Here is a 23,277-nt window from a genome sequence, read left to right on the forward strand (position 1 = left end):
CCGACTACCGGCCAATTGCCAAGAAACGGGGGCGCCGCTAAAGTGTGCGCCCCCGTTTTCGTTGCCTTGCTACCGATCATGACGCCTCTTCAGCGCTACCAGGAAGACCTCAAACGCCCCGATTTCTTCCACGACGCCGCGCAAGCGAACGCCGTGAAGCACCTGCAACGCCTCTACGACGACCTGGTCGCCGCCGACAAGGGCAAGTCCGGGCTGTTCGGCAAACTGCTGGGCAAGAAGTCCCAGGAGCCGGTGAAGGGCCTGTATTTCTGGGGCGGCGTCGGCCGCGGCAAGACCTACCTGGTGGACACCTTCTTCGAAGCGCTGCCCTTCAAGCAGAAGATGCGCACGCACTTCCACCGCTTCATGAAGCGCGTCCACGAGGAAATGAAAACCCTCAAGGGCGAGAAGAACCCGCTGACCATCATCGGCAAGCGATTCGCCGACGAGGCCCGGGTGATCTGCTTCGACGAATTCTTCGTCTCCGATATCACCGACGCGATGATCCTCGCGACCCTGCTGGAAGAGCTGTTCAAGAACGGCGTCAGCCTGGTGGCGACCTCCAACATCGTGCCGGATGGCCTCTACAAGGACGGCCTGCAGCGCGCCCGCTTCCTGCCGGCCATCGCGTTGGTCAAGAAGTACACCGAAGTGGTCAACGTCGACAGCGGCGTGGACTACCGCCTGCGCGCCCTGGAACAGGCCGAGCTGTATCACTGGCCGCTGTCCGAACAGGCCGACCAGGCCATGACCCGCGACTTCAAGGCGCTGACCCCGGAGTGCGCTGCAGCGACCCGCGATGACGCGCTGATGATCGAGAACCGCGAAATCCGCGCGCGCATCACCTGCGATGACGTGGCCTGGTTCGAGTTCCGCGAGCTGTGCGATGGCCCGCGCAGCCAGAACGACTACATCGAGCTGGCGAAGATCTTCCACGCGATCCTGATTTCCAACGTCGAGCAGATGGGCGTGGCCAAGGACGACATGGCGCGCCGCTTCATCAACCTGGTGGACGAGTTCTACGACCGCAACGTCAAGCTGATCCTCTCCGCCGAGGTGGAGCTCAAGGACCTGTACACCGGTGGCCGGCTGGAGTTCGAGTTCCAGCGCACCCTGAGCCGCCTGCTGGAAATGCAGTCCCACGAGTACCTGAGTCGCCCGCACCGTCCCTGATGGTTCGGCAAATGAAAAAGGCTGCCTTCGGGCAGCCTTTTCGTTTGAGCACTTCGCAATAGCGAGCTTGCTCGCGAAAATTCCACCGGCCCGCTCGGGAGTTGGACGGTTCGCGAGCAGGCCGGCTTCTACAAAACCAGTCAGCGCTGGGCCATCTCCTGCTGCGCTTTCTTCAGTAGTTGCTGGGCGTGGGCGACTTCCAGCGCCTCCATGGCATTGATCGGCTTGATTGCCACCGCTTTCTTCAGCTGCTCCAGCGCCTTCTCCTGTTCATCTTCGCCGTACACATAACCCAGCGCGTTGGCGTACTCGTAGTGACCGATAGGCAGGTCGTCGGCGGCGCGGAAGGAGCGGGCGAAGTACTGCTCCATTTTGTCCGCGCTGACGCCGTAGGTCATCTTGCCCACCAGCTTGCCGACCTTGCGGATCACGCCGGCTTCGTAGCCACCGTAGAGTGCCAGGGCGAACGGCTGGTTCGGCTGCTTCGCCAGCAAGGCGTCCAGTTCCTTGGGAATCTCGCTGGTGTAGCCGCGCTTGAGCACCACCGGCACCGGCAGGTCCTCTGCCAGGCGAGCCTTGGCGTAGGCGCGGCCGAACTGGGCGATGGGGTCGGCGTTGAGCAGCGGGCCGGCTTCGTCGGTGTAGCTGATCACTTCTTCCAGCAGGCGTTGCTTATCGTCCTGGTTCGGTGCAAGGAACATGGCGTAGAGCACCTGGGCGAACATCCCCGGCACCTGGCCGCCGACACCCAATGCCAGGCCGTCCTTCTTGGCCTGGGCGAAGTCGCCGCGGAACACCTTGCGCCACACGTCCTGCAGCTTCTCGGCGTAGACCTGTGCTTCTTCCGGCTTGCCGCTGAAACCGGTGCCGGCGGCGACAGTCTTCTCCAGGGCTTCGGGATGCCGGGTGGCCATGGTCACTACCCAGTCCGCGTCCGGGAACGGGTAGTTGGCGCCGAAGCCTCGGGTCAGTCGCGGCCAAGCCTCGCGCAGCTTGTCGCCGCTGTAGTCGAAGGCCTTCTGGTCGTAGGGGAAGGGTTTCCAGGTGTCGTCCGCCACAGCGTTGAGGCTGAATACGGTCAGGAGGGCAAGCAGAAAGCGGCGCATGGCGATATCCCGTGAAGTTCTTGTTGTCGGAAGCTGCCCCGATCATAGGGCCGCCCCCGAGTCCGTGAACCCATCCTAGGGATGGCCTGTTTCAGCCTTCCTTCTGCTCGTACTGGCGCCGGTAATGATTCGGCGACAGCCCGGTGTGCTGGCGGAAAAGCCGAGCGAAAAAGCTGGCGTCGTCGTAGCCGACCTCGTAACTGATGGTCTTGATGCTCTTGCGGGTCGTGGACAGCAGGTTGCGCGCGGTCTCGATACGCAGACGCTGCAGGTAGTGCAGTGGCTTGTCGCCGGTCGCCGCCTGGAAGCGCCGCATGAAGTTGCGGATGCTCATGCCGTGCTCGCGGGCCACATCCTCGAAGCGGAACTTGTCGGAGAAGTGCTCCTCCAGCCAGTGCTGGATCTGCAGGATCGCCGGGTCGTGGTGCAGTTTCTGTCCGCCGAAGCCCAGGCGCCCTGGCGTGTAGTTGCGCTGCACCTCGTAGAGGATGTCGCGGGCCACGCCCTGGGCGACGGTGGCGCCGCAGAAGCGTTCAATCAGGTAGATGTACAGGTCGCGCACCGACGTCAGGCCACCAGCGCTGTAGATGTTGTCAGCGTCGGCGATGTGCTTGTCCTGGTTGAGCAGTACCTTGGGGTAGCGCTCGGCGAACTCGCGGAAGAAGCGCCAGTAGGTGGTGGCTTCCTTGCCGTCCAGCAGGCCCGCCTCGGCGAGCCAGAACACCCCCGAGACCTCACCGCAGAGCACGCAGCCGGCGGCGTGACGCTCGCGCAGCCAGGCCGTTACCTGTGGGTAGAGGGTCAGCAGTTCGTCGAAGTCGCCCCAGAAGGCGGGGAGGATGATCAGTTCCGGCTCGTCCAGGGCGCCGTGCACCGGTAGCAGGTCGCCGCTGAAGCTCATTACCGGCTGGCCGTCGGGGCTGACGATGCGGGTCTCGAAGCTGGGCTGCAGGCCGAGGCCCTGTTGGCGGCCGTGGCGCAGGGCGGCCATGTGGAAGAAGTCCTTGGCCTGCATCAGGGTGGAGCCGAAGACGCCATGGGTGGCGAGGATGCTGACGCGGCGCAGCACCTGGGAAACTGAATTGGGCATCGATTCTTGTACTTCTTATGGATGTCTTTGCATGACGCTAAAGCGGTCATGATGCGGCTGGATCGTCTTATTTTTTGGCGAAAGTGTCCAGTGCAGAGCGGTTCGGGCTGGCCTACAGTCGGCCTTCCAATAATTCCTACAACCGATTCGCAGGTGCACCGCATGATTCCCAGAACCCTGTTCAGTTCCGATCACGAACTGTTCCGCGACAGCGTCCGCAAGTTCCTCGAACAGGAGGCGGTGCCCTTTCACGCCCAGTGGGAAAAGGACGGCCATATCGACCGTCAACTGTGGAACAAGGCCGGGGAGGCCGGAATGCTCTGCTCGCACCTGCCCGAGGCGTATGGCGGCATGGCGGCGGACTTCCTCTACAGCGCGGTGGTGATCGAGGAGATCGGCCGTCTCGGGCTGACCGGCATTGGCTTCTCGTTGCACTCGGACATTGTCGCTCCGTACATTCTTCATTACGGCAGCGAGGAATTGAAGCAGCGCTACCTGCCCAAGCTGATCTCCGGCGAGATGGTCTCTGCGATCGCCATGACCGAGCCGGGTGCCGGCTCCGACCTGCAGGGCGTGAAGACCACCGCTGTACTGGACGGCGACGAGTACGTGATCAATGGGTCGAAGACCTTCATCACCAACGGCTGGCTGGCCGATCTGGTGATCGTGGTCGCCAAGACCGATCCGAAGGCCGGCGCCAAGGGCACCAGCCTGTTCCTGGTGGAAGCCGGCACACCGGGCTTCAGCAAGGGCAAGCGCCTGGAAAAGGTGGGCATGAAGGCTCAGGACACCTCCGAGCTGTTCTTCCAGGACGTGCGTATCCCCAAGGAGAACCTGCTGGGCAAGGAAGGACAGGGCTTCATCTACCTGATGCAGGAGCTACCCCAGGAACGCCTGACGGTCGCCCTCGGCGCCCTGGCATCGGCCGAGGCAGCGTTGAAGTGGACGCTGGAATACACCCGCGAGCGCAAGGCTTTCGGCAAGTCCGTGGCGGACTTCCAGAACACCCGTTTCAAGCTGGCCGAGATCGCCACCGAGGTGCAGGTGGGGCGTGTCTTCGTCGATCGCTGCCTGGAGCAGCACCTGGAAGGCAAGCTGGATGTGCCGACAGCGGCCATGGCCAAATACTGGACCACCGACCTGCAGTGCAAGGTGCTCGATGAATGCGTACAGCTACATGGCGGTTATGGCTACATGTGGGAATACCCGATCGCCCGCGCCTGGGCGGATGCGCGCGTGCAGCGCATCTATGCGGGCACCAACGAGATCATGAAGGAAATCATCGCTCGCGCGCTGTAAGCGGCAGCGGCAAGAGAAAAGCCCGGCGATTGCCGGGCTTTTTTCTTTGCGCGCGGTCAGGGTGCCGGGTTCGGCTGATCCTTGTGGATCGCCTCGATGCTGGCCAGTATCTCGTCGGAGAGCTTGAGGTCGAAGCTGCCGAGGTTGGCCTCCAGTTGCTCCAGGTTGGTCGCGCCAATGATGTTGCTGGTCACGAACGGTCGGCTGGTGACGAAGGCCAGGGCCATCTGTGCCGGGTCCAGGCCATGCTCGCGGGCCAGGGTTACATAGCGGTCGCAGGCGCTGGCGGTCTGCGGATTGGTATAGCGGGTGAAGCGGCTGAACAGGGTGATCCGCGCATTGGCCGGGCGCGCGCCGCCGAAGTACTTGCCCGAGAGCATGCCGAAGGCCAGGGGCGAGTACGCCAGCAGTCCGATCTGCTCGCGGATGGCGATTTCCGCCAGGCCCACCTCGAAGCTGCGGTTGAGCAGGTTGTAGGGGTTCTGGATCGACACTGCGCGTGGCCAGCCTCGCTCCTGGGCGATCTGCAGGAAGCGCATGGTGCCCCAGGGCGTTTCGTTGGACAGGCCGATATGGCGGATCTTGCCGGCGCGGACCTGCTCGTCGAGTGCTTCCAGGGTGTCTTCCAGCGCGGTGAAGCTCTCTTCCTTGTGCTGGTAGCCCAGTTGGCCGAAGAAATTGGTGCTGCGCTCGGGCCAGTGCAGTTGGTAGAGGTCGATCCAGTCGGTCTGCAGGCGCTTGAGGCTGCCATCCAGTGCCGCCACGATGTTCTTGCGATCGAGTTTTGGCTGGCCGTCCCGGATGTGGCTGATGGAGTTGCCGGGGCCGGCAACCTTGCTGGCCAGTACCCAATCGGTGCGATCGCCGCGCTGGGCGAACCAGTTGCCGATGATCTGCTCGGTGCGGGTGTAGGTTTCCGCACGTGGCGGGACGGGGTACATCTCGGCGGTATCGATGAAATTCAGACCGGCGGCCTTGGCCCGCTCGATCTGGGCGAAAGCCTCGTCCTGCGTGTTCTGCTCGCCCCAGGTCATGGTTCCCAGGCAGAGGGCGCTGACTTTCAATTCGGTGCGGCCGAGCGGGCGGTACTCCATGCGGGTCTCCTCATGAAAACAAGTGCGTCATACAGTTGAAAATTCTGCCGGAATCTGCATAATTCCGCAGCCTTTCATCGGTGGGGGATGCCAAAGCCTGCCGATTGATACATCTAGTCGTTACGGACGCACACCGACCCGAGCCCCAATTCGTGTCTGTCTTCGGCTGTCCTTGACTTGTCAAGGCAACCACTGTCCAGTAAGATTCGCCGTCTTATTTTCAGGCGGCCCCTGAGGCTATAACGAATGAAAACTTATACCGCGAAACCAGAAACTGTTAAGCGCGACTGGTTCGTCGTCGACGCTGCTGGCCTGACCCTGGGTCGTCTGGCTACCGAGATTGCTACCCGCCTGCGCGGCAAGCACAAGCCGGAATACACCCCGCACGTTGACACCGGCGACTACATCGTCGTGATCAACGCCGAGCAGGTTCGTGTCACTGGCGCCAAAGCTACCGACAAGATGTACTACCATCACTCGGGCTTCCCGGGCGGTATCAAGTCGATCAACTTCGAGAAGCTGATCGCCAAGGCTCCTGAGCGTGTTATCGAGACTGCCGTCAAAGGCATGCTGCCGAAGAACCCGCTGGGCCGCGACATGTACCGCAAGCTGAAAGTGTACAAGGGTGCCAACCACCCGCACACCGCTCAGCAGCCTCAAGAACTGAAGATTTAACGGGATAGCTCATTATGTCGGCGACTCAAAATTACGGCACTGGCCGTCGTAAGACCGCTACCGCTCGCGTCTTCCTGCGTCCGGGCACTGGCAAGATCTCCATCAACAACCGCTCCATCGAGCAGTTCTTCGGTCGTGAGACCGCTCGCATGGTTGTTCGTCAGCCGCTCGAGCTGACCGAGAACACCGAGAAGTTCGATATCTACGTGACCGTCGTTGGCGGTGGCGTAAGCGGTCAAGCTGGTGCAATCCGCCACGGTATCACCCGCGCACTGATCGAGTACGACGAGACCCTGCGCAGTCCGCTGCGTAAAGCCGGCTACGTCACTCGCGATGCCCGCGAAGTTGAACGTAAGAAAGTCGGTCTGCGTAAAGCGCGTAAGCGTCCGCAGTACTCCAAGCGTTAATACGACGCTTCGAAAAAAACGCCCAGATCCTTTGGACTGGGCGTTTTTTTATGTCTTCAATAAGTTCGTGCGGCAAGGTGTCGCATCCGCGCAGGCCGCGTCGTTCAAGGGTTTCAGGGGTTGTGTGACAGGCTATTACCTTGTCATCACAAGGGCTTTTCTTTACCATTTGGCGAATTTTTTGCGCGGCTCGAATTTTTACTTAAAAGCCTGATTTGAACAGGCTTGAAGCTGATGGGAGACGACTGAATGAGTAATGACGGCGTGAATGCAGGCCGGCGTCGCTTCCTTGTCGCGGCCACTTCGGTGGTAGGTGCGGCAGGAGCGGTCGGAGCTGCGGTCCCGTTCGTGGGGTCATGGTTCCCCAGTGCCAAGGCGAAGGCCGCTGGCGCGCCGGTTAAGGTCAACGTAGGGAAGATCGAGCCGGGCCAGCAAGTCGTGGCCGAATGGCGCGGCAAGCCGGTGTTCCTGGTGCACCGCACCAAGGAAATGCTGGACGCGCTGCCGACGCTCGAAGGGCAACTGGCCGACCCCGAGTCGAAGGCTTCGGAGCAGCCCGCTTACGTCGATCCCAAGGTTCGCTCGATCAAGCCTGAGCTGGCGGTGATCGTCGGTATCTGCACCCACTTGGGCTGCTCGCCGACTTTCCGCCCGGAAGTCGCCCCTGCTGACCTCGGTCCGGACTGGAAGGGTGGCTATTTCTGCCCCTGCCACGGCTCCCATTACGACCTCGCCGGCCGCGTTTACAAGGGGCAGCCTGCGCCTCTGAACCTGCCGATTCCGCCCTATACGCTGGATGGTGATGAGTTGACCATCGGTGTGGACCAGGAGAAAGCCTGATGAACAAGTTCATGGCTTGGGTCGATGCCCGCTTCCCCGCGACCAAGATGTGGGAAGACCATCTGAGCAAGTACTACGCCCCGAAGAACTTTAACTTCTGGTACTTCTTCGGCTCCCTCGCACTGTTGGTCCTGGTTAACCAGATCCTCACCGGTATCTGGTTGACCATGAGCTTCACCCCGTCGGCGGAAGAGGCTTTCGCCTCCGTCGAGTACATCATGCGAGATGTGGATTACGGCTGGATTATCCGCTACATGCACTCTACCGGTGCATCGGCGTTCTTCGTGGTCGTCTACCTGCACATGTTCCGTGGCCTGCTGTACGGCTCCTACCAGAAACCGCGCGAACTGGTGTGGATCTTCGGCATGCTGATCTACCTCGCCCTGATGGCCGAGGCCTTCATGGGCTATCTGCTGCCCTGGGGCCAGATGTCCTACTGGGGTGCCCAGGTGATCATCTCGCTGTTCGGCGCCATTCCAGTGGTCGGCGAAGACCTGGCCCAGTGGATCCGCGGTGACTTCCTGATCTCCGGCATCACCCTGAACCGCTTCTTCGCCCTGCACGTGATCGCTCTGCCGATCGTCCTGCTCGGCCTGGTCGTGCTGCACATCCTGGCGCTGCACGAAGTCGGCTCGAACAACCCGGACGGCGTGGACATCAAGAAGAAGAAGGACGAGAACGGTATCCCGCTGGATGGCATCCCGTTCCACCCGTACTACACCGTGAAGGACATTGTCGGTGTCGTGGTCTTCCTCTTTGTCTTCTGCACCGTGATCTTCTTCTTCCCGGAAATGGGTGGTTTCTTCCTCGAGAAGCCCAACTTCGAGATGGCGAACCAGTTCAAGACCCCGCCGCACATTGCTCCGGTGTGGTACTTCACGCCCTTCTACGCCATTCTGCGTGCCGTTCCGGACAAGCTGATGGGCGTTGTCGCCATGGGCGCCTCCATCGCTGTGCTGTTCGTGCTGCCGTGGCTGGATCGTAGCCCGGTGCGCTCGATCCGCTACAAGGGTTGGCTGAGCAAGATCTGGCTGGTGATCTTCGCGGTGTCCTTCGTCGTTCTCGGCTACTACGGCTCGCAAGCACCGTCGCCGCTGGGGACTACCCTGTCCCGCCTGTGCACCATTCTGTACTTCGCCTTCTTCATCCTGATGCCGTTCTACACCCGGATGGAGAAAACCAAACCGGTTCCGGAAAGGGTGACTGGCTGATGAAAAAGCAATTCGCAGCATTGATTCTGGCTTTCCTGCCGGTATTCGGATTTGCCGCCACTGAGGCCGGTCCTGAGTTGGATCGCGTCGATATCGACCTGACTGACAAGGCCGCCATGCAGGACGGCGCGCGTACCTTCGCCAACTACTGCATGGGCTGCCACAGCGCCAAGTTCCAGCGTTATGAGCGTGTTGGTCGTGATCTGGGTATTCCGGAAGAGCTGATGATGAGCCACCTGGTGTTCACCGGTGCGAAGATCGGTGACCACATGGACATCGGCATGAAGCCTGCTGACGCCAAGGTATGGTTCGGTGCTGCTCCGCCGGACCTGACCTTGGTAGCCCGCGTGCGTGGCGCCGACTGGCTGTACACCTACCTGCGCTCGTTCTACGAAGATCCCAAGCGTCCTTGGGGGGTGAACAACACCATCTTCCCGAACGTCGGCATGCCGAACGTGCTGGTGAGCCTGCAGGGCCGCCAGGTCGTCGGTTGCAAGCAGGTTCAGGTCGTCGAGGATGGCAAGAAGCAGTACGATCCTCTGACCGGTACCCCGCTGACCCACGAGGCCTGCGACCAACTGACCGTCGTTCCGAAGACCGGTCAGCTGACCGAGGCTCAGTTCGACGAGAAGGTGAAGAATCTGGTGACCTTCCTGGCTTATTCGGCTGACCCGAACAAGCTGGACTCCCACCGCATCGGCACCTACGTCCTGCTGTTCCTGGCCTTCTTCTTCGTGTTCGCCTACCTGCTCAAGCGCGAATACTGGAAGGACGTGCACTAAGCACCACCCGTCGTAGTAACAAGCGCGCGCCCTACGGGGCGCGCGTGCGTTTTTCTACCTCCCACAAGAAAGTCCTGCGAGGAGGCGCGCGGCATGGCCGCTATCAACAAGCTCACCTGCTTCTCCGATCCCGCCTGCCACTACAGCCATCGCGTACGCCTGGTGCTGGCTGAGAAGAGCGTCGTTGCCGACATCATCGACGTCCCTGCCGGCAATATCCCGGCCAAACTCGCTGAAGTGAACCCCTACGGCAGCTTGCCGACCCTGGTGGATCGCGATCTCGCGCTCTACGAGTCGACGGTGGTCATGGAGTACCTCGATGAGCGTTATCCGCACCCGCCGCTGCTTCCGGTCTACCCGGTGGCCCGCGCGAACAGCCGTCTGCTGATGCATCGCATCCAGCGCGACTGGTGCAGTCTGGTGGATAGAATCCTCGATACCCGCCGCAAGGACACCGAACGCGCCTTGGCGCGCAAGGAATTGCGTGAGAGCCTGACGGGTGTATCGGCGCTGTTCGCCGACAAGCAGTTCTTCCTCAGCGACGAGCTGAGCCTGGTGGATTGCTGCCTGCTGCCGATCCTCTGGCGACTGCCGATCCTGGGCATCGAGCTGCCGCGGCCGGCAAAGCCCCTGCTGGATTACATGGAGCGACAGTTTGCACGGGAAACTTTCCGTGCCAGCCTGTCCTCTATCGAACGTGATATGCGCTAAGGAGCCCGATGATGAACTCCAGTCGTCCCTACCTCGTGCGAGCCCTCTATGAGTGGATCGTCGATAACGGCTGCACGCCGCATATCCTGGTGAATTCCGAGTATCCCGGCGTGCGGGTGCCGCCGGGTTATGCCAGCGACGGGCAGATCGTGCTCAACGTCTCCCCGACCGCTGTGCGCCACCTGCAGATGGACAACGAGGCGGTCAGCTTCGAGGGTCGCTTCGGTGGTGTTGCCCAGGGTCTGTACATACCGTCTCAGGCTGTAATGGCCATCTATGCGCGGGAGAACGGCCAAGGCATGGTGTTCGATCTGGAGCCGCCGGTGCCCACCGATGACGAGGAGCTGCCGGATGACGGCCCGTCCGACGAGCCGCCACGCCCCAGTGGCCGCCCGAGTCTCAAGGTGGTGAAGTAATAAAAAAAGGCGACCCGAGGGTCGCCTTTTTCATGCCTGCAATAAATGGCCCGGTCAGTCGATGTACTCGAACAGGCGGACGATCTTCTGCACGCCGTCCACGCCCTGGACCACCTGGGTGGCCAGGTCGCCTTCCTTGCGGGTCACCAGGCCGAGCATATAGACGATGCCGTTCTCGGTCAGCACCTTGATGCGGGTGGACGGCACGTTTGCGTCAGCGAGCATCTGGCTCTTGATCTTGGTGGTCAGCCAGGTGTCGTTGCTGCGCGCGGCCAGGGAAGAGGGCTGCAGGATCTGCAGCTCGTTGTGCACGGTCTTGACCTTCTGCACTTCCTTGGCGGCCTGCTCGGCCTTGTTCTTCAGGTCGGCTCGCGGAGTCTGGCCGGCGAGCAGTACCACGCCGTTATAGCTGATCACCACGATGTGGGAATTGCGGTCGAGGTCCGGATCGGCCTTGGCGACGTTCACCGCCACCTTGGTTTCGATCAGTGAGTCGTCGATCTTGCTGCCCAGGGTACGGGTACCCTTGTCATCGTCGATCGGCTTGTCGCGGGTGGCGCTGACGAAGCTGCTGCAGCCACCCAGTGCCATGGTCACGGCCAGTGCGGCTGCGATCAGAGGGGTGCGGGTCATTCTTCACTCCCGAACAGTTGACGGTCGATAAGGTCGCAGAGGCAATGGATGACCAGCAGGTGGACTTCCTGGATGCGTGCGGTGACCTTGGCCGGAACGCGGATCTCCACGTCTTCGGGCAGCAGCAATGATGCCATGTTGCCGCCGTCGCGGCCGGTCAGAGCTACGACAACCATTTCGCGATCATGTGCGGCCTGGATCGCCTGAATGACGTTGGCCGAGTTGCCGCTGGTGGAAATCGCCAGCAGCACGTCGCCCGGTTGGCCCAGGGCACGGATCTGCTTGGAGAAGACTTCGTTGTAGCTGTAGTCGTTGGCGATCGAGGTGATGGTCGAGCTGTCGGTGGTCAGGGCGACCGCCGGCAGGCTCGGGCGTTCGCGCTCGAAGCGGTTCAGCAGTTCGGAGGAGAAGTGCTGGGCGTCGCCAGCGGAGCCGCCATTGCCGCAGGAGAGAATCTTGCCCTCGTTCAGCAGGGCATTGACCATGACCATGCTGGCCTGCTCGATATGCGGGATGAGCACCTCGGTAGCCTGTTGCTTGGTCTCGATGCTGGCATGGAAGAGCTGGCGGATACGGGATTGCATGTCCATCAGGTGTGACCTTTCGTCGGGCGTCTGATCAGGTGTCAAAAGCGTTGGGAATCCAGTTCAAGTGCCCTGCGGAGCTGGGGGTGCGAATGTCGATGGCGACGATGTCGAACCGGCAGGGGTGGCTGCTCCAGCGGGCGTTCTGTTGCAGGAAGAGTTCAGCGGAAATGGCCAGGCGTTGACGCTTGCGCATGTCCACGCTCTCCAGTGCTCCTCCCCAGGCAGAATGCCGGCGGGAGCGAACTTCGACGAATACTACTGTATCGCCGTCCAGCATGACCAGATCGAGCTCGCCTCGGCGGCACGTCCAGTTCTGAGCCAGGAGGCTCAATCCATGCTGTTGCAGGTGGGCCAGGGCGGCGGCTTCGGCTCGCTGCCCGGCCTTCTGGGTAGGGCTGTTGCCGATCAAATACCGCTGTTCTCCAGCGGCTGGACCTGGCCGTTCTTGAACTCTGCCCAGGGCAGGCGGCGCTCTACGCGCTGGCTGGCGCTGACGCTCAGGGTGCCGGTCAGGCCATCTAGCTGCATGCTTGGCACCGCCTTGAGCTCCGGCAGGCGCGGGGCCAGTTGGTAGGCGTCGGCGCCCATGGCGTACAGGCGGCCGAGGCTGCCGTTGGCGGCCGGCCACTGCGCTGCGACCTGCTGGCGCAGGGCGTTGTTGGGGTTCAGTAGCCAGGGGGTTTCGCAGAAGCGAATGCCGTTCAGGTCCTGGTCCTGCGCCGGATTGTTTACGCCGGTGTACAGGTTGGAGGTGGCGTAGACCGGCAGGTCGCCAGCGTACTGGAAGGCCAGCGTCGGTTTGATCTGACGGGCCTGCTGCGGGGTGGCGGCGAGGAAGATGAAGTCGATGTCCTGGCGGCGCGACGGCTGGGTGTCGACGCTACTGTCAAGCACGCCCTGCAGGCGCTTGGCGCGGCCTTCGCTCTGGCGCAGTTGTAGCAGGTCGGCGATCTGGCGCGCCAGCTCGACCGGCTGGTCGACGTGTTCGGCGGCGATCAGGGTGCCGCCGGCGGCCTGCCAGTTGCGGCTGAACGAGGCGAGTACACGGTCGCCCCATTCGCCGCGCGGCACCAGGGCCACGGCGCGGCGCATGCCGTCGTTCCAGGCGCGGTTGGCGACTTCGCGGGCTTCGTCCTCGGCGGACAGGCCGAACTGGAACAACTGGGCAGGGCCTTCCTGATTGCCATCGGCGTAGTTCAGGGCCAGGGTGGTGATGGGCAGTTGCGGTTGACTGCTCATCTGCTTGACCAGGTTCTTCTCCAACGGCCCAACGACCAGTTGCACGCCGTCGGCCTGGGCCTGGCGGTAGAACTCATCCAGCGAGCGTACCTGGGTGCTGTCGTAGAGCTTGATATCCGGCTGCTGGCCGCCGTTGTGCTGGGCCTGGTAGTGGGCGGCGAGGAAGCCGTCCTGCAGGGCGCGGGCGACGGAGGCCAGCTGGCCTTGCTGGGGCAGCAGCAGGCCGATCTTGTTCAGCGGCTGGGCAGCCAGGGATTTCAGCTTGGTCAGCGCGTCGGGCAATTGCTTGGCGGCCGGGTGGTCGGGGTTCTGCGCGACCCAGTTGTCGATGTTCGACTGCTGTTCTTTGAGGGTTGACGAGGATTTGGTGATGCGCGCCAGTTCCAGCCAGCCGTTCAGGTCGCCTTCGTTGCTGCTGGCCTGCATCTGCTCGAGTGGGAGGCTGGAAACCAGTTTCCAGATCTCCTCGTGGTTGGCCTTGCTCGCCTCTGCATTGAGCAGTGGGTCGATGAAGACGCGTTCGCGGGCGGCGCTCAGGGCCTGACCGTCGGCGGCCAGGGCGAGTGACTTGACCATGCCGGCGCGCGCCTGCAGGTCCACGGGCATTTCGCCCAGGCGCTGGAAGCTGGGATGGTCGAAAGCCTTCAGGGCGGCCTTGGTCTTGTTGCGCGCCAGTTCGAGCTGGGCACGCAGGGTGCTGGCGAAGACCTGCTGGGCGGGCTTCAGGCTTTCCAGCGGAATCTGGTCGAGGATCTGCGTCGAGCGGCCAAGATCTTTCTGCTTGTAGGCCTGATCGGCGGCGAAAAGGCGCAGGACTGCGGCTTCATCTGGCTTGGCGGTGGAGGCCTGCTGCAGCAGCTGTTCGATGCTGGCGTCCGGGGTGCGCGGCAGTTCGCCGAGAGTGGACGACGGGGAGGACGCACAGGCGGCGAGCATGCCGGCCAGGAACAGAGCGGATAGCGGACGCAGGCGAGCGATCATATCGGGCTTCTCGTGACGCATTCAAAGAACTGCCGATTGTACCGAAGCGGCAAGGGGGACGCGATGGCGGCTGGCGGAATCGGGATACAATGCGTCTTTTCCGACACTTCCGGTGAGGTTCTCCCGCGTGACCCTAGGCACTCTCTATGTGGTGGCCACTCCTATTGGCAACCTGGACGACATCAGCGCCCGGGCGCTGAAGGTGCTGGCCGACGTGGCCTTGATCGCGGCCGAAGACACCCGTCACTCCGTGCGTCTGCTGCAGCACTTCGGCATCCAGACGCCATTGGCGGCTTGTCACGAACACAACGAGCGAGAGCAGGGCGGCCGCTTCCTTACCAAGCTTCAGGCTGGCGAGGATGTCGCGCTGATCTCTGATGCGGGCACGCCGCTGATCTCTGATCCGGGCTATCACCTGGTGCGCCAGGCGCGCGCCGCGGGCATCCCGGTGGTGCCGGTGCCGGGAGCCTGCGCGCTGATTGCCGCACTTTCCGCGGCGGGCCTGCCGTCGGATCGCTTCGTCTTCGAAGGCTTCCTGCCGGCCAAGGCCGCCGGACGTCGTGGGCGCCTGGAGGCGCTGGTGGATGAGCCGCGTACCCTGATCTTCTACGAGGCGCCGCACCGCGTGCTGGAGTGCATCGAGGATATGGTGGCGATCTTCGGCGACGAACGGCCGGCGCTGCTGGCCCGTGAACTGACCAAGGCCTTCGAGACCCTCAAGGGGTTGCCGCTGGGGGAACTGCGTGAATTCGTGGCGTCGGACAGCAATCAGCAGCGGGGAGAGTGCGTGCTGCTGGTGGCCGGCAAGCCTGCGCCCGAGGGCGATGAAGCGGTCGATGCGCACACCCTGCGGGTGCTCGACCTGCTGCTGGCGGAGATGCCGATCAAGCGCGCGGCGGCGCTTGCCGCGGAGATCACCGGGGCGCGCAAGAACCAGCTTTATCAGATCGCGTTGGAGCGCCAGGGCAAGGCTTGAGCTTGTCCTGGGCGTTGACAGCCGCTAACCTTGCAGCCTGAGAGTCGATTGGACAGTCGCTGTTTCGTGGTGTTCCATCACGGGGTGGAGGAAAGTCCGGGCTCCACAGGGCAGAGTGCCAGGTAACGCCTGGGAGGCGTGAGCCTACGGAAAGTGCCACAGAAAATAACCGCCTAAGCGCGCAAGCGCCGGTAAGGGTGAAAAGGTGCGGTAAGAGCGCACCGCACGGCTGGCAACAGTTCGTGGCTAGGTAAACCCCACTCGGAGCAAGATCAAATAGGAACCCATTGGCGCGGCCCGCGTTGGGTTCGGGTAGATCGCTTGAGGCATGCAGTGATGTATGTCCCAGAGGAATGGCTGTCCTCGACAGAACCCGGCTTACAGATCGACTCTCACCACTTTTCCGCCACTTCTTCCCACATGACCATTTGTCGCTGACCGGAAGAAGTGTAGAACTTAAGAAATCACTTTAAGTATGAAAGCCCAGTGTTTTGAAAACACTGGGCTTTTCTCTTTTCTAGCGCGTCAAATTCCCTCCCAGAACCTCGTAAAAGCACGCTAAATCTCGGTCCTGTAAGGATTTTTCCCCTCAGGCTTACCTTGACGGTGGGGAGCGCGGATTTCTATAGTGTGCAGAAGTGGTATGAAGTGGGTAAAAGTGGGATCAACAGGCATGGATAGCCAACCACAGGGGAAGCGCTGACGTGTTTCGCGGAGCTAACGCCATCAGTCTCGACGCCAAAGGGCGCCTCGCGATGCCGAGTCGGTATCGTGACGAGCTCGTTTCGCGTTGCAATGGCCAGCTCATCGTCACTATCGATGCCGTCGACACCTGCCTCACCGTCTACCCCCTCCCTGAATGGGAACTCATCGAAGCCAAACTGCGCGAGCTGCCCTCGCTGCGTGAAGAAACGCGGCGTCTGCAGCGTTTGCTGATTGGTAATGCCGTTGACCTGGAGCTCGATAGCGCCGGGCGTTTTCTCGTTCCGCCGCGCCTGCGCGAGTACGCCGGCCTGGACAAGAAGGCGATGCTGGTCGGCCAGCTGAACAAGTTCCAGCTGTGGGACGAAGACAAGTGGAATGCGGTTGCCGAGGCCGACCTCGCAGCCATCAAAGAGCCCGGCGGCCTGCCGGATGAATTGCGCGACCTTATTCTGTGAGCCTGCCTGTGACCAGTACCTTCCAACACATCACCGTTCTACTCGAGGAGGCCGTCGAAGCGCTGGCCCCCCTGGAGGACGGCCGCTATGTGGACGGAACCTTCGGAAGGGGAGGGCACAGCCGGGCCTTGCTCGGGAAGCTCGGCCCGGGCGGTCAACTGCTCGGGTTCGACAAGGACCCGCAAGCCATCGCGACGGGAAAAACACTGGCGGCCGAAGACGGCCGCTTCGTCATTGTGCAAAGGTCCTTCGCCGAGATGGGCGAAGAGTTCTCCGCACGCGGCCTGCAGGGCAGCGTGAACGGCGTTCTGCTGGACCTGGGCGTGTCCTCGCCGCAGCTGGATGACCCGGAGCGTGGCTTCAGCTTCCTCAATGATGGCCCGCTGGACATGCGCATGAACCCGGATCAGGGCGTCAGCGCTGCGCAGTGGATCGCCACGGCCGCGGAAGACGAGATCGCCCGTGTATTCAAGGATTACGGTGAAGAGCGCTTCGCCAAGCGCATGGCTCGCGCCATCGTGCAGCGCCGTGCGGAAGCGCCGTTCGAGCGTACCGCCGACCTGGCGGCCGTCATCACCGAGGCCAACCCGGCCTGGGAAAAGGGCAAGAACCCGGCTACCCGTGCCTTCCAGGGACTGCGCATCTTCATCAACAACGAGCTGGGCGATCTGGAGCGTGGTCTCGAGGCCGCGCTGGAAGGTCTGGCTGTGGGCGGTCGTCTTGTGGTGATCAGCTTCCACTCGCTGGAAGATCGCATCGTCAAGCAGTTCATGCGCAAGCAGGTGAAAGGCGAAGCGGACAACCTGCCACGCAACCTGCCGATCCAGGTCAAGCCGTTCGATCCGCGCCTCAAGCTGATCGGCAAGCCTGTCTACGCCTCCGAGGCGGAGCTCAAGGCCAACCCGCGCTCGCGCAGCGCGGTCATGCGCATTGCGGAGAAGCTCAGATGAGCCGTCTCTTCTCCAAGCGCCTGCCCACCGGCAGCTTCTTCATGCTGCTGCTGTTCATCGGCGTGCTGCTGTCGGCCATCTCCGTTTCCTACAGCGCTTACTGGAATCGCCAGTTGCTCAACTCGCTGTACACCGAGCTCAACGTGCGCGACAAGGCGCAGGCCGAGTACGGTCGGCTGATCCTCGAGCAGAGCACCTGGACGGCCCATAGCCGTATCGAAGGCCTGGCGACCGACCAGTTGAAGATGCGCGTGCCCGATCCGACCGAAATCATCATGGTGGCACCATGAGAGACCTGGCCGGCGCTCGCTACCCCTGGCGCTTCCGCGTCGTCATCGCCCTGCTGCTGGCGATGGTCGCGGCGATTGCCTGGCGGATCGTCGACCTGCACGTGATCGACCATGACTTCCTCAAGGGGCAGGGCGATGCGCGCAGCGTGCGTCACATCACCATCCCCGCGCACCGCGGCCTGATCACCGATCGCAATGGTGAGCCGCTGGCCGTCAGTACGCCGGTCGCCACCCTCTGGGCCAACCCCAAGGAACTGGTGCTCGAGCGCGAGAAGTGGGATTTCCTCGCCGACGCGCTTGGCCAGCCCAAGGCCGCGCTGTCCGAGCGACTGGAGGCGAACGCTGACAAGGAATTCATCTATCTGGTCCGGGGCCTGACCCCGGAACAGGGCGAGGCGGTGATGGCTCAGGTGAAGGCCCATCGCATCCCCGGCGTCTATTCGGTCGAGGAATTCCGCCGCTTCTATCCGTCGGGCGAGGTTGCTGCACAGGTCGTGGGCTTCACCGATGTCGACGACCGCGGCCGTGAAGGTGTCGAGCTCGCCTTCGACAGCTGGCTGGCCGGCGTGCCGGGCAAGCGCCAAGTGCTCAAGGATCGCCGTGGCCACCTGATCCGCGACGTGCAGGTCACCCGCAATGCCAAGGCCGGCAAGACCCTGGCGCTGTCCATCGACCTGCGTCTGCAGTACCTGGCCAACCGCGAACTGCGTAACGCGCTGGTGGAGAACGGGGCCAAGGCCGGCAGCCTGGTGATCCTCGACGTGAAGACTGGCGAAGTACTGGCCATGGCCAACCAGCCGACCTACAACCCGAACAACCGCCGCAACCTGCAGCCGGCGATGATGCGTAACCGCGCGATGATCGATGTGTTCGAGCCCGGCTCGACCATGAAGCCGTTCTCCATGAGCGCGGCGCTGGAAACCGGCCGCTGGAAGCCCACCGACAAGGTCGAGGTCTACCCCGGCACCCTGCAGATCGGCCGCTACACCATTCGCGACGTTTCCCGTACCGAGGGCCCGGTGCTGGACCTGACCGGCATCCTGATCCGCTCCAGTAACGTGGGCATGAGCAAGGTCGCCTTCGACATCGGCGGCGAAGCCATCTACAGCGTGATGCAGAAGGTCGGCCTGGGGCAGGACACCGGCCTGGGCTTCCCGGGCGAGCGCGTCGGCAACCTGCCGAACTACCGTGAGTGGCGCAAGGCCGAGACCGCGACCCTGTCCTACGGTTATGGCCTGTCGGTAACCGCCATCCAGTTGGCCCATGCCTATGCGGCGCTGGCCAACAATGGTCGCAGCGTGCCGCTGACCATGGTGCGTGCCGATCGCCCGGCCGACGCCGTCCAGGTCATCCCCGAGCCGGTCGCCAAAACCATGCAGGGCATGCTGCAGCAGGTCATCGAGGCGCCGAACGGCGTGTACCGCGCCCAGGTGCCGGGTTATCACGTGGCCGGCAAGTCCGGCACCGCGCGCAAGACCGCGACCGGGACCAAGGGCTACGCCGAGAACTCCTACCGTTCCCTGTTCGCCGGGTTCGCGCCGATGAACAACCCACGCTATGTCGCCGTGGTGGTGATCGATGAACCCAGCAAGGCCGGTTACTTCGGTGGCCTGGTTTCCGCGCCGGTGTTCAGCAAGGTGATGTCCGGGACGTTGCGCCTGATGAACGTGCCGCCAGACAACCTGCCGACAACCCCGCAGCAACAAGCCGATGCTGCGCCCGCTGCCAAGGGAGGGCGTGGCTGATGCCGATGAGCCTGAATCAACTGCTGCCGCAAGCTGAAAGCGGCGAGCTGATCCGTGAGCTGACCCTGGACAGCCGCACCGTCAAGCCGGGCGACCTGTTCCTGGCCGTGCCGGGTGGCCGTCAGGATGGCCGCGCGCACATTGCCGCTGCGCTCTCTCTGGGCGCTGCCGCGATTGCCTACGAAGCGGAAGGTGCTGTCGACCTGCCACCCAGCGATGTGCCGATGATCGCCATCAAGGGCCTGGCCAAACAGCTTTCCGCCATTGCCGGGCGCTTCTATGGCGAGCCTAGCCGTGCCGTCGAGCTGGTCGGCGTGACCGGCACCAATGGCAAGACCAGCGTCAGCCAACTGGTGGCCCAGGCGCTCGACCTGCTGGGCGAACGCTGCGGCATTGTCGGAACCCTCGGCACCGGTTTCTATGGCGCGCTGGAAAGCGGCCGCCACACCACGCCCGATCCGCTCGCCGTGCAGGCGACCCTGGCACGCCTCAAGCAGGCCGGCGCCAAGGCCGTGGCGATGGAGGTGTCGTCCCATGGCCTGGAGCAGGGCCGCGTCGCCGCCCTGGGTTTCGATGTGGCGGTATTCACCAACCTGTCCCGCGACCACCTGGACTACCACGGCTCGATGGAAGCCTACGGCGCCGCCAAGGCCAAGCTGTTCGCCTGGCAGGGGCTGCGTTGCCGGGTGATCAACCTGGACGATGACTTCGGTCGCCAGCTGGCTGCCGAGTCCCACGAGTCGCGACTGATGGGTTACAGCCTGAGCGACTCGTCTGCCTATATCTATTGCCGCGAAGCGAAGTTCAGCGATGCCGGCGTGCAGGCGCACATCGTCACCCCGCAGGGCGAAGGCCTGCTGCGCAGTTCGCTGCTGGGCAAGTTCAACCTGAGCAACCTGCTGGCCGTGGTCGGTGCGCTGCTAGGCCTGGACTACCCGCTGGGCGACGTCCTCAAAGTGCTGCCGCAACTGGAAGGCCCCATCGGCCGCATGCAGCGCCTGGGTGGCGGCGACAAGCCACTGGTGGTTGTCGACTACGCCCACACCCCGGATGCGCTGGAAAAGGTCCTGCTGGCCCTGCGCCCGCATGTGCACGGCCAACTGCTGTGCTTGTTCGGCTGCGGCGGTGATCGTGACCGCGGCAAGCGTCCGATCATGGCGCAGATTGCCGAGCAGCACGCCGACCGCGTGCTGGTCACCGACGACAATCCGCGTACCGAGCAGAGCGGGGCGATCATCGCGGATATCCGCGCCGGTTTCGCCAAGCCCGATGCCGTCGAGTTCGTCCCGGGCCGTGGCGAGGCTATCGCCCGCCTGATTGCCTCCGCCGCTGTCGACGATGTCGTGCTGCTGGCTGGCAAGGGACACGAGGATTACCAGGAGATCGACGGCGTACGCCATCCGTTCTCCGATCTTGATCAAGCCGCCAAGGCGCTGGCTGCCTGGGAGGTGAAGCGTGCTTAAGCCCCTGTCGCTCAACGAAGTCGCTGGCGCACTGCAAGGCCGGGTGGTCGGTGCCGATGTCACTTTCGCCGCCGTGAGCACCGACAGCCGCGCCATCGAGCCGGGCCAACTGTTCATTGCCCTGACCGGTCCGCGCTTCGACGGCCACGACTATCTGGCCGACGTCGCCGCCAAGGGCGCTGTCGCTGCATTGGTCGAGCGTGAAGTCGCCGGTGCGCCGCTGTCGCAGTTGGTCGTGAAAGACACCCGCATCGCGCTGGGCCAGCTCGGCGCGCTGAACCGTGCTGCCTTCACCGGCCGCGTCGCTGCCGTGACCGGCTCCAGCGGCAAGACCACCGTGAAGGAAATGCTCGCCAGTATCCTGCGGACCCAGGGCGACGTCCTGGCGACCCGCGGCAACCTGAACAATGATCTCGGCGCGCCGCTGACCCTGTTGAAGCTGGCCCCCGAGCACCAGAGCGCAGTCATCGAGCTGGGCGCCAACCGTGTCGGCGAGATTGCCTATACCGTCGCGCTGACCCGTCCGCAGGTGGCGATCATCACCAACGCCGGCACCGCCCATGTGGGCGAGTTCGGCGGGCAGGACAAGATCGTCCTGGCCAAGGGCGAAATACTCGAAGGCCTGGCGGCCGATGGGGTCGCCATTCTCAATCGTGACGACAAGGCCTTCGATACCTGGCAGGCCCGTGCTGACGGCCGTCGCGTCTCCAGTTTCGGCCTGCACGATGTTCGCGCCGACTTCCACGCCAGCGACGTCAAGCGTGACGCCCGTGGCTGCCCGGGATTCACCCTGCAGGGCCCTGCCGGCGAGGCTGCCGTTCAGCTGAATCTGCTGGGTGAGCACAACGTCACCAATGCGCTGGCCGCCGCCGCAGCCGCTCACGCTCTTGGCGTGCCGCTGGTCGGGATCGTTTCCGGGCTGCACAACCTGCAGCCGGTCAAGGGGCGCGCCGTAGCCCAGTTGGCGACGAACGGCATGCGTGTGATCGACGACAGCTACAACGCCAACCCGGCTTCAATCTGCGCGGCGATTGATATACTCGCCGGCTTTTCCGGCCGGACCGTCCTGGTCCTCGGGGACATGGGCGAGCTGGGTGCCTGGGCGGAATCTTCCCACCGCGAAGTGGGAACCTATGCCATTGGCAAAGTCGCCGCCCTGTATGCGGTCGGACCGCTGATGAGCCACGCCGTGCAGGCGTTCGGTTCCGCGGGCCGGCACTTCGCCGATCAGGCCAGCCTGATCCAGGCCCTGGCCGAAGAAGCTTCGACAACCACCATTCTGATCAAGGGTTCCCGCAGCGCGGCGATGGACAAGGTCGTCGCGGCGCTCTGTGGTTCCTCCGAGGAGAGTCACTAAATGCTGCTGCTGCTCGCCGAGTACCTGCAACAGTTCTACAAGGGCTTCGGCGTTTTCCAGTACCTGACCCTGCGCGGCATCCTGAGCGTGTTGACCGCGCTCGTCCTGTCGCTCTGGCTGGGGCCGTGGATGATCCGCACCCTGCAGATCCGCCAGATCGGCCAGTCCGTGCGCAACGACGGCCCGCAATCGCACCTGTCCAAGAAAGGCACGCCGACCATGGGCGGCGCGCTGATCCTCACGGCCATCGCCATCAGCACCCTGCTGTGGTCCGACTGGTCGAACCGCTACGTGTGGGTCGTGCTGGTAGTGACCCTGCTGTTCGGCGCCATCGGCTGGGTGGATGACTACCGCAAGGTGATCGAGAAGAACTCCCGCGGCCTGCCGAGCCGCTGGAAGTATTTCTGGCAGTCGGTATTCGGCCTGTGCGCGGCGATCTTCCTCTTCATGACCGCCGAGACGCCGGTGGAGACCACGCTGATCGTGCCGATGCTGAAGAACGTCGAGATCCCGCTGGGGATCGGTTTCGTGGTGCTGACCTACCTCGTGATCGTCGGCTCCAGCAACGCGGTGAACCTCACCGATGGCCTCGACGGCCTGGCCATCATGCCCACCGTGATGGTCGGCGGCGCGCTGGGGATCTTCTGCTACCTGTCGGGCAACATCAAATTCGCCGAATACCTGTTCATCCCGAGCGTGCCTGGCGCGGGTGAGCTGATCATCTTCTGCGGCGCCATCGTCGGTGCCGGGCTGGGCTTCCTCTGGTTCAACACCTACCCGGCCCAGGTCTTCATGGGTGACGTCGGCGCGCTGGCCCTCGGCGCCGCGCTGGGCACCATCGCGGTGATCGTCCGCCAGGAAATCGTGCTGTTCATCATGGGCGGCGTGTTCGTCATGGAAACCCTGTCGGTGGTGATCCAGGTCGCCTCCTTCAAGCTGACCGGCAAGCGCGTGTTCCGCATGGCGCCGATCCACCACCACTTCGAACTCAAAGGTTGGCCTGAACCGCGCGTGATCGTGCGTTTCTGGATCATCACGGTAATTCTCGTGCTGATCGGTCTGGCCACGTTGAAACTGCGTTGAGGACTGATC

At 63.1% G+C, this 23,277-nt stretch carries 24 protein-coding genes and 1 other RNA gene; 18 read left to right on the top strand and 7 right to left on the bottom strand.

The annotated features are described in order from the left end of the window. Positions 1 to 78 precede the first annotated feature (78 nt). Positions 79 to 1,173 (top strand): cell division protein ZapE, encoded by a 1,095-nt coding sequence (gene zapE, locus GJV37_RS15850; protein WP_037009786.1) that lies wholly within the window; start codon positions 79 to 81, stop codon positions 1,171 to 1,173. Positions 1,174 to 1,313: 140 nt separating this feature from the next. On the opposite strand, the gene GJV37_RS15855 is transcribed toward zapE, so the two are convergent. Together GJV37_RS15855 and GJV37_RS15860 are read right to left on the bottom strand one after the other, a co-directional pair. Continuing rightward, entirely contained in the window at positions 1,314 to 2,279 is a 966-nt protein-coding gene (locus GJV37_RS15855) for a hypothetical protein (RefSeq protein WP_170859500.1), read from the bottom strand. Positions 2,280 to 2,370: 91 nt separating this feature from the next. Next, the gene (locus GJV37_RS15860) at positions 2,371 to 3,270 is read right to left on the bottom strand and encodes a GlxA family transcriptional regulator (protein ID WP_162484002.1); all 900 of its coding nucleotides are present in this window, start codon (positions 3,268 to 3,270) and stop codon (positions 2,371 to 2,373) included. Positions 3,271 to 3,522: 252 nt separating this feature from the next. Between GJV37_RS15860 and GJV37_RS15865 the strand changes: the two genes are divergently transcribed. Continuing rightward, positions 3,523 to 4,668, top strand: a complete 1,146-nt coding sequence (locus GJV37_RS15865) for an acyl-CoA dehydrogenase family protein (RefSeq protein ID WP_170859499.1) — start codon at positions 3,523 to 3,525, stop codon at positions 4,666 to 4,668. A 56-nt stretch (positions 4,669 to 4,724) separates the two neighbouring features. Here GJV37_RS15865 and GJV37_RS15870 read toward each other — a convergent pair whose 3' ends face one another. After that, on the bottom strand, positions 4,725 to 5,762 hold the full coding sequence (locus GJV37_RS15870; RefSeq protein ID WP_024764048.1) for an NADP(H)-dependent aldo-keto reductase: 1,038 nt from the start codon (positions 5,760 to 5,762) through the stop codon (positions 4,725 to 4,727). Positions 5,763 to 6,008: 246 nt separating this feature from the next. Here GJV37_RS15870 and rplM point away from each other — a divergent pair, with 246 nt between their 5' ends. The 7 genes from rplM to GJV37_RS15905 all read left to right on the top strand — a co-directional run bounded on the left by rplM (position 6,009) and on the right by GJV37_RS15905 (position 10,804). After that, the gene (gene rplM / locus GJV37_RS15875) at positions 6,009 to 6,437 is read left to right on the top strand and encodes a 50S ribosomal protein L13 (RefSeq protein ID WP_015475857.1); all 429 of its coding nucleotides are present in this window, start codon (positions 6,009 to 6,011) and stop codon (positions 6,435 to 6,437) included. A gap of 14 nt (positions 6,438 to 6,451) precedes the next feature. Next, on the top strand, positions 6,452 to 6,844 hold the full coding sequence (gene rpsI, locus GJV37_RS15880) for a 30S ribosomal protein S9 (protein WP_017518120.1): 393 nt from the start codon (positions 6,452 to 6,454) through the stop codon (positions 6,842 to 6,844). A gap of 249 nt (positions 6,845 to 7,093) precedes the next feature. Beyond that, complete coding sequence (petA, locus tag GJV37_RS15885) at positions 7,094 to 7,684, top strand: ubiquinol-cytochrome c reductase iron-sulfur subunit (RefSeq protein ID WP_024764049.1); 591 nt, start codon at positions 7,094 to 7,096, stop codon at positions 7,682 to 7,684. Further along, on the top strand, positions 7,684 to 8,895 hold the full coding sequence (locus GJV37_RS15890) for a cytochrome b (RefSeq protein ID WP_017518118.1): 1,212 nt from the start codon (positions 7,684 to 7,686) through the stop codon (positions 8,893 to 8,895). Before petA ends, GJV37_RS15890 begins: the two co-directional genes overlap by 1 nt. Further along, positions 8,895 to 9,677 carry a cytochrome c1 gene (locus GJV37_RS15895; protein ID WP_084358267.1) on the top strand — a complete coding sequence of 261 codons (783 nt, stop codon included), beginning with the start codon at positions 8,895 to 8,897 and terminating at the stop codon, positions 9,675 to 9,677. The genes GJV37_RS15890 and GJV37_RS15895 overlap by 1 nt, the downstream gene beginning before the upstream one ends. A 93-nt stretch (positions 9,678 to 9,770) precedes the next feature. Continuing rightward, positions 9,771 to 10,388, top strand: a complete 618-nt coding sequence (locus tag GJV37_RS15900) for a glutathione S-transferase N-terminal domain-containing protein (protein ID WP_024764051.1) — start codon at positions 9,771 to 9,773, stop codon at positions 10,386 to 10,388. An 11-nt stretch (positions 10,389 to 10,399) separates the two neighbouring features. Next, on the top strand, positions 10,400 to 10,804 hold the full coding sequence (locus tag GJV37_RS15905) for a ClpXP protease specificity-enhancing factor (RefSeq protein ID WP_024764052.1): 405 nt from the start codon (positions 10,400 to 10,402) through the stop codon (positions 10,802 to 10,804). Between the two features lie 54 nt (positions 10,805 to 10,858). Here GJV37_RS15905 and GJV37_RS15910 read toward each other — a convergent pair whose 3' ends face one another. Genes GJV37_RS15910 through GJV37_RS15925 form a run of 4 tightly spaced genes read right to left on the bottom strand, consistent with a single transcriptional unit; the run spans position 10,859 to position 14,244 of the window. Beyond that, a complete protein-coding gene (locus tag GJV37_RS15910; protein ID WP_017518114.1) occupies positions 10,859 to 11,437 on the bottom strand; it encodes a BON domain-containing protein in 579 nt (192 codons plus the stop codon). Continuing rightward, the gene (locus tag GJV37_RS15915; protein ID WP_017518113.1) at positions 11,434 to 12,027 is read right to left on the bottom strand and encodes a phosphoheptose isomerase; all 594 of its coding nucleotides are present in this window, start codon (positions 12,025 to 12,027) and stop codon (positions 11,434 to 11,436) included. Before GJV37_RS15915 ends, GJV37_RS15910 begins: the two co-directional genes overlap by 4 nt. A gap of 28 nt (positions 12,028 to 12,055) precedes the next feature. After that, positions 12,056 to 12,433: a YraN family protein gene (locus GJV37_RS15920; RefSeq protein ID WP_024764054.1), complete on the bottom strand. Its 378-nt coding sequence runs from the start codon at positions 12,431 to 12,433 to the stop codon at positions 12,056 to 12,058. Continuing rightward, on the bottom strand, positions 12,430 to 14,244 hold the full coding sequence (locus tag GJV37_RS15925; RefSeq protein WP_193452728.1) for a penicillin-binding protein activator: 1,815 nt from the start codon (positions 14,242 to 14,244) through the stop codon (positions 12,430 to 12,432). Before GJV37_RS15925 ends, GJV37_RS15920 begins: the two co-directional genes overlap by 4 nt. A 127-nt stretch (positions 14,245 to 14,371) precedes the next feature. Between GJV37_RS15925 and rsmI the strand changes: the two genes are divergently transcribed. The 9 genes from rsmI (at position 14,372) to mraY (ending at position 23,268) form a co-directional block, all read left to right on the top strand. After that, a complete protein-coding gene (gene rsmI / locus GJV37_RS15930) occupies positions 14,372 to 15,220 on the top strand; it encodes a 16S rRNA (cytidine(1402)-2'-O)-methyltransferase (protein WP_167632560.1) in 849 nt (282 codons plus the stop codon). A 40-nt stretch (positions 15,221 to 15,260) separates the two neighbouring features. Then, positions 15,261 to 15,617: RNase P RNA component class A (rnpB, locus tag GJV37_RS15935), an RNA gene on the top strand. 307 nt (positions 15,618 to 15,924) lie between these two features. Beyond that, positions 15,925 to 16,380: a division/cell wall cluster transcriptional repressor MraZ gene (mraZ, locus tag GJV37_RS15940; protein ID WP_024764056.1), complete on the top strand. Its 456-nt coding sequence runs from the start codon at positions 15,925 to 15,927 to the stop codon at positions 16,378 to 16,380. A gap of 8 nt (positions 16,381 to 16,388) precedes the next feature. Continuing rightward, positions 16,389 to 17,330 carry a 16S rRNA (cytosine(1402)-N(4))-methyltransferase RsmH gene (rsmH, locus tag GJV37_RS15945; protein ID WP_089285828.1) on the top strand — a complete coding sequence of 314 codons (942 nt, stop codon included), beginning with the start codon at positions 16,389 to 16,391 and terminating at the stop codon, positions 17,328 to 17,330. Beyond that, on the top strand, positions 17,327 to 17,620 hold the full coding sequence (ftsL, locus tag GJV37_RS15950) for a cell division protein FtsL (RefSeq protein WP_024764058.1): 294 nt from the start codon (positions 17,327 to 17,329) through the stop codon (positions 17,618 to 17,620). Before rsmH ends, ftsL begins: the two co-directional genes overlap by 4 nt. Beyond that, complete coding sequence (locus GJV37_RS15955; protein ID WP_024764059.1) at positions 17,617 to 19,365, top strand: peptidoglycan D,D-transpeptidase FtsI family protein; 1,749 nt, start codon at positions 17,617 to 17,619, stop codon at positions 19,363 to 19,365. Before ftsL ends, GJV37_RS15955 begins: the two co-directional genes overlap by 4 nt. Further along, positions 19,365 to 20,828 (top strand): UDP-N-acetylmuramoyl-L-alanyl-D-glutamate--2,6-diaminopimelate ligase, encoded by a 1,464-nt coding sequence (locus GJV37_RS15960; RefSeq protein WP_170859495.1) that lies wholly within the window; start codon positions 19,365 to 19,367, stop codon positions 20,826 to 20,828. The genes GJV37_RS15955 and GJV37_RS15960 overlap by 1 nt, the downstream gene beginning before the upstream one ends. Continuing rightward, positions 20,821 to 22,185 carry a UDP-N-acetylmuramoyl-tripeptide--D-alanyl-D-alanine ligase gene (locus GJV37_RS15965; RefSeq protein ID WP_193452729.1) on the top strand — a complete coding sequence of 455 codons (1,365 nt, stop codon included), beginning with the start codon at positions 20,821 to 20,823 and terminating at the stop codon, positions 22,183 to 22,185. The genes GJV37_RS15960 and GJV37_RS15965 overlap by 8 nt, the downstream gene beginning before the upstream one ends. Continuing rightward, positions 22,186 to 23,268: a phospho-N-acetylmuramoyl-pentapeptide-transferase gene (mraY, locus tag GJV37_RS15970; protein ID WP_037009773.1), complete on the top strand. Its 1,083-nt coding sequence runs from the start codon at positions 22,186 to 22,188 to the stop codon at positions 23,266 to 23,268. It begins immediately after the preceding gene. Positions 23,269 to 23,277 lie beyond the last annotated feature (9 nt).

The organism is Pseudomonas nitroreducens (assembly GCF_010994165.1).
In the GTDB taxonomy this organism is placed as follows: domain Bacteria; phylum Pseudomonadota; class Gammaproteobacteria; order Pseudomonadales; family Pseudomonadaceae; genus Pseudomonas; species Pseudomonas nitroreducens.

Excerpts from the sequence above, each read along its gene's own strand:
- GJV37_RS15910 (WP_017518114.1), bottom strand. The coding sequence starts at position 11,437 with ATGACCCGCACCCCTCTGATCGCAGCCGCACTGGCCGTGACCATGGCA.
- GJV37_RS15890 (WP_017518118.1), top strand. The coding sequence starts at position 7,684 with ATGAACAAGTTCATGGCTTGGGTCGATGCCCGCTTCCCCGCGACCAAG.
- GJV37_RS15870 (WP_024764048.1), bottom strand. The coding sequence starts at position 5,762 with ATGGAGTACCGCCCGCTCGGCCGCACCGAATTGAAAGTCAGCGCCCTC.
- GJV37_RS15915 (WP_017518113.1), bottom strand. The coding sequence starts at position 12,027 with ATGGACATGCAATCCCGTATCCGCCAGCTCTTCCATGCCAGCATCGAG.
- GJV37_RS15855 (WP_170859500.1), bottom strand. The coding sequence starts at position 2,279 with ATGCGCCGCTTTCTGCTTGCCCTCCTGACCGTATTCAGCCTCAACGCT.
- GJV37_RS15895 (WP_084358267.1), top strand. The coding sequence starts at position 8,895 with ATGAAAAAGCAATTCGCAGCATTGATTCTGGCTTTCCTGCCGGTATTC.
- rplM (WP_015475857.1), top strand. The coding sequence starts at position 6,009 with ATGAAAACTTATACCGCGAAACCAGAAACTGTTAAGCGCGACTGGTTC.
- zapE (WP_037009786.1), top strand. The coding sequence starts at position 79 with ATGACGCCTCTTCAGCGCTACCAGGAAGACCTCAAACGCCCCGATTTC.
- ftsL (WP_024764058.1), top strand. The coding sequence starts at position 17,327 with ATGAGCCGTCTCTTCTCCAAGCGCCTGCCCACCGGCAGCTTCTTCATG.
- GJV37_RS15905 (WP_024764052.1), top strand. The coding sequence starts at position 10,400 with ATGAACTCCAGTCGTCCCTACCTCGTGCGAGCCCTCTATGAGTGGATC.
- GJV37_RS15860 (WP_162484002.1), bottom strand. The coding sequence starts at position 3,270 with ATGGCCGCCCTGCGCCACGGCCGCCAACAGGGCCTCGGCCTGCAGCCC.
- GJV37_RS15925 (WP_193452728.1), bottom strand. The coding sequence starts at position 14,244 with ATGATCGCTCGCCTGCGTCCGCTATCCGCTCTGTTCCTGGCCGGCATG.
- GJV37_RS15960 (WP_170859495.1), top strand. The coding sequence starts at position 19,365 with ATGCCGATGAGCCTGAATCAACTGCTGCCGCAAGCTGAAAGCGGCGAG.
- GJV37_RS15955 (WP_024764059.1), top strand. The coding sequence starts at position 17,617 with ATGAGAGACCTGGCCGGCGCTCGCTACCCCTGGCGCTTCCGCGTCGTC.
- petA (WP_024764049.1), top strand. The coding sequence starts at position 7,094 with ATGAGTAATGACGGCGTGAATGCAGGCCGGCGTCGCTTCCTTGTCGCG.
- mraY (WP_037009773.1), top strand. The coding sequence starts at position 22,186 with ATGCTGCTGCTGCTCGCCGAGTACCTGCAACAGTTCTACAAGGGCTTC.
- GJV37_RS15900 (WP_024764051.1), top strand. The coding sequence starts at position 9,771 with ATGGCCGCTATCAACAAGCTCACCTGCTTCTCCGATCCCGCCTGCCAC.
- rpsI (WP_017518120.1), top strand. The coding sequence starts at position 6,452 with ATGTCGGCGACTCAAAATTACGGCACTGGCCGTCGTAAGACCGCTACC.